3 protein-coding genes are annotated in these 6016 nt (G+C 74.1%); 1 reads left to right on the top strand and 2 read right to left on the bottom strand.

Annotation, left to right across the window (positions count from 1 at the left end; genetic code table 11):
• Positions 1-195: 195 nt before the first annotated feature.
• Positions 196-1482, bottom strand: coding sequence for a VWA domain-containing protein (locus tag NBX02_RS21605; protein WP_250292815.1), 1287 nt, complete (start codon positions 1480-1482; stop codon positions 196-198).
• Positions 1479-4319, bottom strand: coding sequence for a protein phosphatase 2C domain-containing protein (locus NBX02_RS23450; RefSeq protein WP_445548574.1), 2841 nt, complete (start codon positions 4317-4319; stop codon positions 1479-1481). The genes NBX02_RS21605 and NBX02_RS23450 overlap by 4 nt, the downstream gene beginning before the upstream one ends.
• A gap of 842 nt (positions 4320-5161) precedes the next feature.
• Here NBX02_RS23450 and NBX02_RS21595 point away from each other — a divergent pair.
• Positions 5162-6013: a (Fe-S)-binding protein gene (locus NBX02_RS21595; RefSeq protein ID WP_250292812.1), complete on the top strand. Its 852-nt coding sequence runs from the start codon at positions 5162-5164 to the stop codon at positions 6011-6013.
• The last annotated feature ends 3 nt before the right edge of the window (positions 6014-6016 follow it).

The raw sequence follows: 6016 nt of genomic DNA, 5'->3' as shown, positions 1-6016 counted from the left end.
CCGTAGGGCGGCTCCCCGGGGGCCCCGGCGGCGTGGTCCGGCTGGTGCGGTCGCCCGCGACCTGACGGCCCGCTCGTCCCGTCCGCGGGATGAATGACGTAGGGCTCCTGACTGGCTACAATCCGCATACCACATTGATCGCAGTAGTCGGGAGCCAGAGACAGGTGCCCGTCTGGGCAGCGTGCGCTCACCTGATCACCTGTTCACCCTGACGGTCCTGGTCGACCGTGTGTCAAGGACCATTTCGTCAATGGTGTCAACGTTCCGTTTCAGCCGAACAGTACCTGTGCTTGCGTCCTCAATGTCGACCACGTGTTGAAGTAGGTGGTATGTACCCTCGTTGCCGGACTGACGCGCCAACTGTGCACTTCGACCAAGTTTGATGGTAGCGGTCGCCTCGTCGCCGTCGCGTCGGGCCCGCAGACCCTCCTGGATGGCCTGGGCGAGCTCGGCCTGGCCGGTGTAGTGGGCGACCTCGGGCGCGATCTGGGTGGACAGGCTGGCGTCGCTGGTCCAGACCGCGCGGACGCGCTCGCGGCAGCGCACCTGGCCGGACACGACCACGCCGACCTGGGCGGCCAGCATCTCCATGTCATCCATACGTGATGGCACTGTGACGCATAGGTGATAATCGCGGGATTCCGCGCCCCACGCGCCAGTCGGATAGTCGACAGTCAGGTCGTCGACCCGGGTGGCGCTGCCGGTGAGATCTGCCACAAATGGTGCGACCTGTCGCAGAAACCGTACAGCTGAGTTACGCGGCGTCCATACCCGTAGGCTGACGCGGTCCACCGCCCGGTTCGTCGCGGTACTGATCATGGCTTGGAAGTCGGCGGCCAGATCATGCGGGCTCCGGACCGCGTCGACCGTGCCGAGCAGGGCCGTCGCGACGTGGCGGAGCTCATCGACCCGCCAGTCCGCCCCCACGCCCCGGCAGTCGCACTGGAAACGCCCGACGCACGCGGCGACGGCCTCGTCGAACTCGGCCGCGTGCTCGCCGTTGCGTCCGTCGGTCAGCAGGATCGCATGGTGGATCGCGTCCGGCCTGGTGGCCATCAGCTCCCGGGCGCGGGTGAGCCAGCGGCCGATCGCGGTGCCTCCGTCGGCGTCGAGGAGCCCGATCCGCTCCTTGGCCGCGGCCCGCGTCCGTTCGTCGGCCCGGACGAGCTCGCGGCCGGCCGGGTAGACGGCCTCGGCGATCCCCGACCCCCGGACGATCGCGAACCAGGTGCCGTCGGGCAGGGCGTCGACCGCGGCCTCCGCCGCCCGCCGCATTTCGACGATCTTCGTCCGCGGGCTGCCCATGGAGCCGGAGCAGTCCAGCATGATGACCTCGGCGAGCTCCACCGGGCCGCGCTGGCCCGGCAGGCCTGCCGGGGCCGGGCCGTACGCTCCCCGGACGGTGACCACCGCGTGTACCTCGCCGTGGCCGTGGGCCAGATACTCGTTCTGGAAGACCTCCACGGTGAACGGCGTGGTCATCGCTGCTCCCTTCCGGAGGGGTGCCGGCCGGCGTACCCGTCGATGGGGTCCGGGCCGGCCCGCGTGACCACGACCGTGATGTTGTCGTGGCCACCGCGGTCGATCGCGTGCCCGGTCAGATGGCGGGCGATCATGATCGGTGAGGCGTTCGGCGGGAGCTGGCCGACGACCGCGGCCATGTCCTCGGCGCGGGAGAGGTAGTTCCACAGCCCGTCGGTGCAGACCAGCACCGTGGCCGAGGCGGGCAGCGGGAAGGCGCGGACGTGCGGGGTGACGTCCTCGGCATCGCCCCCGAGCCAGCGGGTGAGGGTGTGGGCCCGCCGGTCGGTCTCGACCGCGGACGCGGGGATCAGCCCGGCGCGGGCGGCCTCGGCCGCCCAGGTGTCGTCCTCGGTCAGCCGCTGGAAGCAGCGCGTCGTGAATAGATACACTCTGCTGTCGCCGATCCAACCGACGGTCACGTGCCCGGTGCCGTCCCGTTCCCGTGTGATGATCGCCGCGGCCAGCGTGCAGGACGGCGCGCTGCGTCCGATGGCGGGCATCCGGGCCACCTCGTCCTGCGCGGCGGCCACGGCGGCGCGTACCGCCTGTTCGGCCCGGCCCGGGGGCGGCTCCTCGCTGAGCGGGCCGCCCAGCGGGCCTGGCGGGCAGGTCGGGGGATCCGGGTCCGGCCAGTCGGGGTCGTAGCCGTGGCCGCCGTGGCCGCTGGGGCCGCGGTAGCGATCATGATGGTCGGGTGGGTCGCGGTCCGTGCCGAAGTCCTCGTCGAAGCCGGTGCGGCCGAACCGGTCGGGGCCGGCCGGCCGGCCGCGGTCATGGCTGGGGCGGTGCTCCACGTCGTCCCGCTCCCGCCCGGGGTGGGAGCGGGTGACGGGCCGGGCGAGGACCGCCGCCGCGGTCGCCGCCGCCACCCGGGCCGCCGAGCGGGCGGCCGGCCCGGATCCGGGCGTGCTCGACACGCCGTCGCAGACCACCGCGATCAGCGTGGAGCCGACCACGAGGACGCCCATCGCGTCCTCGTTGGTGGTGTGCCGTACCCCTCGGTCGCAGACGCCGGCGATCGGGCCGAGGTCGATCTCACGATGGTCGGTGTCGCCGGTACCCCCCGGTGGTATGGCCCGCAGCGGCGTTCCACACGCTTCGCAGAAGCGGTCGCCCGGACGTACCGGAGCCGCGCACGCCGGGCAGCGACCCCCGTTCTGGTCGATTCCGTACCGTCCCTTCTCCGCTGCGGGGCCGTGGCCGGCCCGCCCGGTCTTGGTGGCTTCCGCCGTGGCCTGCCCACAGCCGATCACGTGCGTATCACCTGGTCGAACCAACGTCCACGGGCGGACGCGGCCTGCCGCCGCCGCCCTGGTGACGTACCGGGGCCAGGCCGTCGGGGCCGGGCCGGCATGCCGGCAGTATCGACCAGGGTGCCGCGGCGGCACCGCCGCCAGGATCCTTCCCGGCTGGGCGCGCGCCGCTCGACCTGTTGCGTGCCGGGGCCGGCCCGGGTGCCCGCCCGGCCGTGAGCGCGGCGCGGCGTCTGCTCCCGGCTCTGCTCCCGGCTCTGCTCCCAGCCCTGGCTCTGGCCCCGGGCCCGCGCCCGGTCCTGGCCCCGCTCTCGGCTCCGGTCCTGCTCCCGGTCCTGGCCCCGGCTCTGGCGCCGGCCCCGGATGTGGCCCCGGGGCCGGCCCCGGATGCGGCGCGCCGCGGCGGTCGACCGCCGCGCCGAAGGCATGCACCAGCGCGGCGGCCCGGTCGAGATCGGTCGGTGCCGTGTACAGCACCGACCGGGCCTGCCGGTACAGGCTGGTGAGTTCCGGCTCCTCGGCGACACCGCGTCCGGCCGCCTTGGCCTGCCAGCCGGCCAGCAGCCCGCGTAGGTCGTCGCGGGTGCGCAGCATGGCCGCGTTGGCCTCGGCGACCCGGCGGGCGGAGATCGCGGTGGCCTCCGCGAGCTCCCGCCAGCGGTCGAGGCCTCGGCTCGCCTCCTTCCAACGGCCCGCCGACGCCGCCGCGGCCAGCCGCTCGAGCCAGGTCCGCAGGCCGTGACGCTCGTCGTCGAGCACGCCGTCGGGCAGGCGGGTCAGGGACCTTCCTGGTGGCAGGACGCGGCCATGGGCCCGGTCGGCGTCCGCCGCGGCCCGCTCGATGAGGGCGACGATGCCGGCCAGCAGCTGGTGGGCCTCCCGCAGCGCCTGGGGCAGGGTGTCGTGCCGCCTGGCCAGCTCGTCCAGCCCGGCACCGGCCGCCGCGACCGCCGCCGCCAGCCGCGCGGACAGGCTCTCGGGCAGCGAGAGCGGATCAGTGGCGGCCTGTTCGGCGAACTCGGCCAGCAGACGGCGGGCGATGGCCAGGCCCGCGTCGTCGTCCAGGCGCAGCCGGGCGGCGGTCGCGGCGGCGGCGGCGATCCGCTGTTCGGCCGCGCCCACGGCGGCCAGGTGGGTGTTCCAGGCGGCTGTGATCTCGTCGACGCAGGTGCGTACGGTCCGTAGCGCCGCGTCGGTACGGCTGGCCAGCTCCGCCGGGCGCACGCCCCGCCGCGGCATCGGGCCGTGCAGCAGCGCGTCCAGCTCGTCGATGGTGCGGGCGTCCAGCCGGGCCCTGTCGCCGCGCAGGGCGCGTGCCCGTCCGACAAGATCGTTGAGGATGCCGTACCAGTGCCAGGCATCGGCCAACGTGCTCAACGCGGTCGTTGCCCGCCGGCGGGTGCCGCCGGTGAGCCGGTCCGGGACGAGCAGGGCCCGCTCGGGAGCGTTCTCCAGGGCTATCAGGGCGACCGCCTGGGACGCGGCCGCCTCCGACAGCGCGGCCAGGGTCCGGTCGATCCGCTCCTGGGCCGTGTTCGCCATGGTCACCGGCCGCGGTGCCGCGGGGCGGCTGGACCGGGCGTCGGGCCGATGGCCGTCCCGGTGGCCACGCCGGTGACCGGGCGTGGGACCGGCCACGGTGACAGGGCCGCGAGCGGCTGGCCGGCGCCGGTCACCTCGAGCGCTCCGTCGGGCCGGCGGGGGGTCATCGGTACCCGTCGCCGGCCCGGCGACCGCCCGTCCGGGTATGCCCAGTGCCGCTGGCGGCGGCTACTGTCCGTGCCGCTGTCCGTGCCGCCGGCAGGGTGCGGAGCCGGCCGGAGCCGGCGGACGTCCGCCTGTCGGGCCGTGCCTGACGTGCCGTCATCGCGGTCACCTGCGCTGCTCGTGATGATGTGGCTGCCCGTGGTGGTACGGGCCCGGCGGCGGGGTGCCTACTCCGGTGGATCCAGTGAACAGCGCCGAAGATGTGTTGGCCGTCACGCTCTGACGATAATGCTGCTGTCGCGGGGTTTGAGATAGGGGTTGTGCCCATCCGGTGTCGCTTTGCGGACAGACAAGCCGTTCGGACGCCGTCCGGGCGGGCCAGGCGTCCCGACACCGTCCTGGTGCCATGGTAGTAGCCGACCGTGATTACTTTCCGTCACATATTGGGCCGTCGCATAGTGGACGCCCGCTGGGCCGGTGCCCGGCCGCGTGGCCGGGCGAAGAGACAGGCCGTGGGGATGCGCGCCGCGGAACGAGGGCGAGGAGCGAGCCGTGGCGGGGATGCGGTTCGCACGGGTGGGCCGGCGCGCGGGAACGGGAGTGGGATAACGGAGGGCGGGACGGCCGGAGTGGGACGGCCAGGATGGGACGAGGGGCGGGGTGAGGAAGGTGGCGCCGTGAAGGCCGCGCTGTTCGTGACCTGTTTCAACGACACGGCCTTTCCCGGGACGGGGAAGGCCACCGTCGAGCTGCTCGAGCGGCTCGGGGTCGAGGTGGACTTCCCCCCGGCGCAGACCTGCTGTGGGCAGATGCACCTCAACACCGGCTACCGGGACGAGGCCGTGCCGTTGGTGCGGGGCTTCGTCGAGGCGTTCGAGGGATACGACGCGGTGGTCACCCCGTCGGCGTCATGCGCCGGCACGATCCGTCACCTGTATGCCCGGCTGGCCGCCGAGCGGGGTGACGCGGCGCTGCGGGACGCGGTGGCCCGCACGGCACCGCGGGTGTACGAGCTGACGGAGTTCCTCGTCGACGTGCTCGGGGTTGTCGACGTCGGCGCGTACTTCCCGCACCGGGTGGCCTACCATCCGACCTGCCACTCGTTGCGGGTGCTCGGGCTTGGTGACCGGCCCCAGCGGCTGCTGCGCGCGGTGCGCGGGCTCACCCTCGTCGACCTGCCGGCGGCCGAGGAGTGCTGCGGGTTCGGCGGCACGTTCGCGATCAAGAACGCAGACGTGTCGGTGGCGATGGGCGCGGACAAGGCACGCCACGTCCGCGAGACCGGGGCGGAGGTGCTGGTGGCCGCGGACAGCTCCTGTCTCGCGCACATCGGCGGACTGCTGTCCAGGTGGCGCTCGGGAGTGCGCGTCCTGCACCTGGCCGACGTGCTCGCCGGGACCGGCGACACACCCCCCGCGCCAGCCGCGTCCGGGTCAGCCGCGTCCGCGCCTGCCGGGCGGGCCGGGCAGGCCGGGCGGGCCACGGCCTGGTGGTGGGGACGGGCCCGGCCGGGGGGACGGCCGGCATGACAG

It is taken from the genome of Protofrankia sp. CiP1_Cm_nod1, from assembly GCF_920888515.1.
In the GTDB taxonomy this organism is placed as follows: Bacteria; Actinomycetota; Actinomycetes; order Frankiales; family Frankiaceae; genus Protofrankia.
The sequence above is the reverse complement of the archived record's forward strand: the minus strand, read 5'-3'. Positions and strand labels throughout refer to the sequence as shown.

Excerpts from the sequence above, each read along its gene's own strand:
- NBX02_RS23450 (WP_445548574.1), bottom strand. The coding sequence starts at position 4,319 with ATGGCGAACACGGCCCAGGAGCGGATCGACCGGACCCTGGCCGCGCTG.
- NBX02_RS21605 (WP_250292815.1), bottom strand. The coding sequence starts at position 1,482 with ATGACCACGCCGTTCACCGTGGAGGTCTTCCAGAACGAGTATCTGGCC.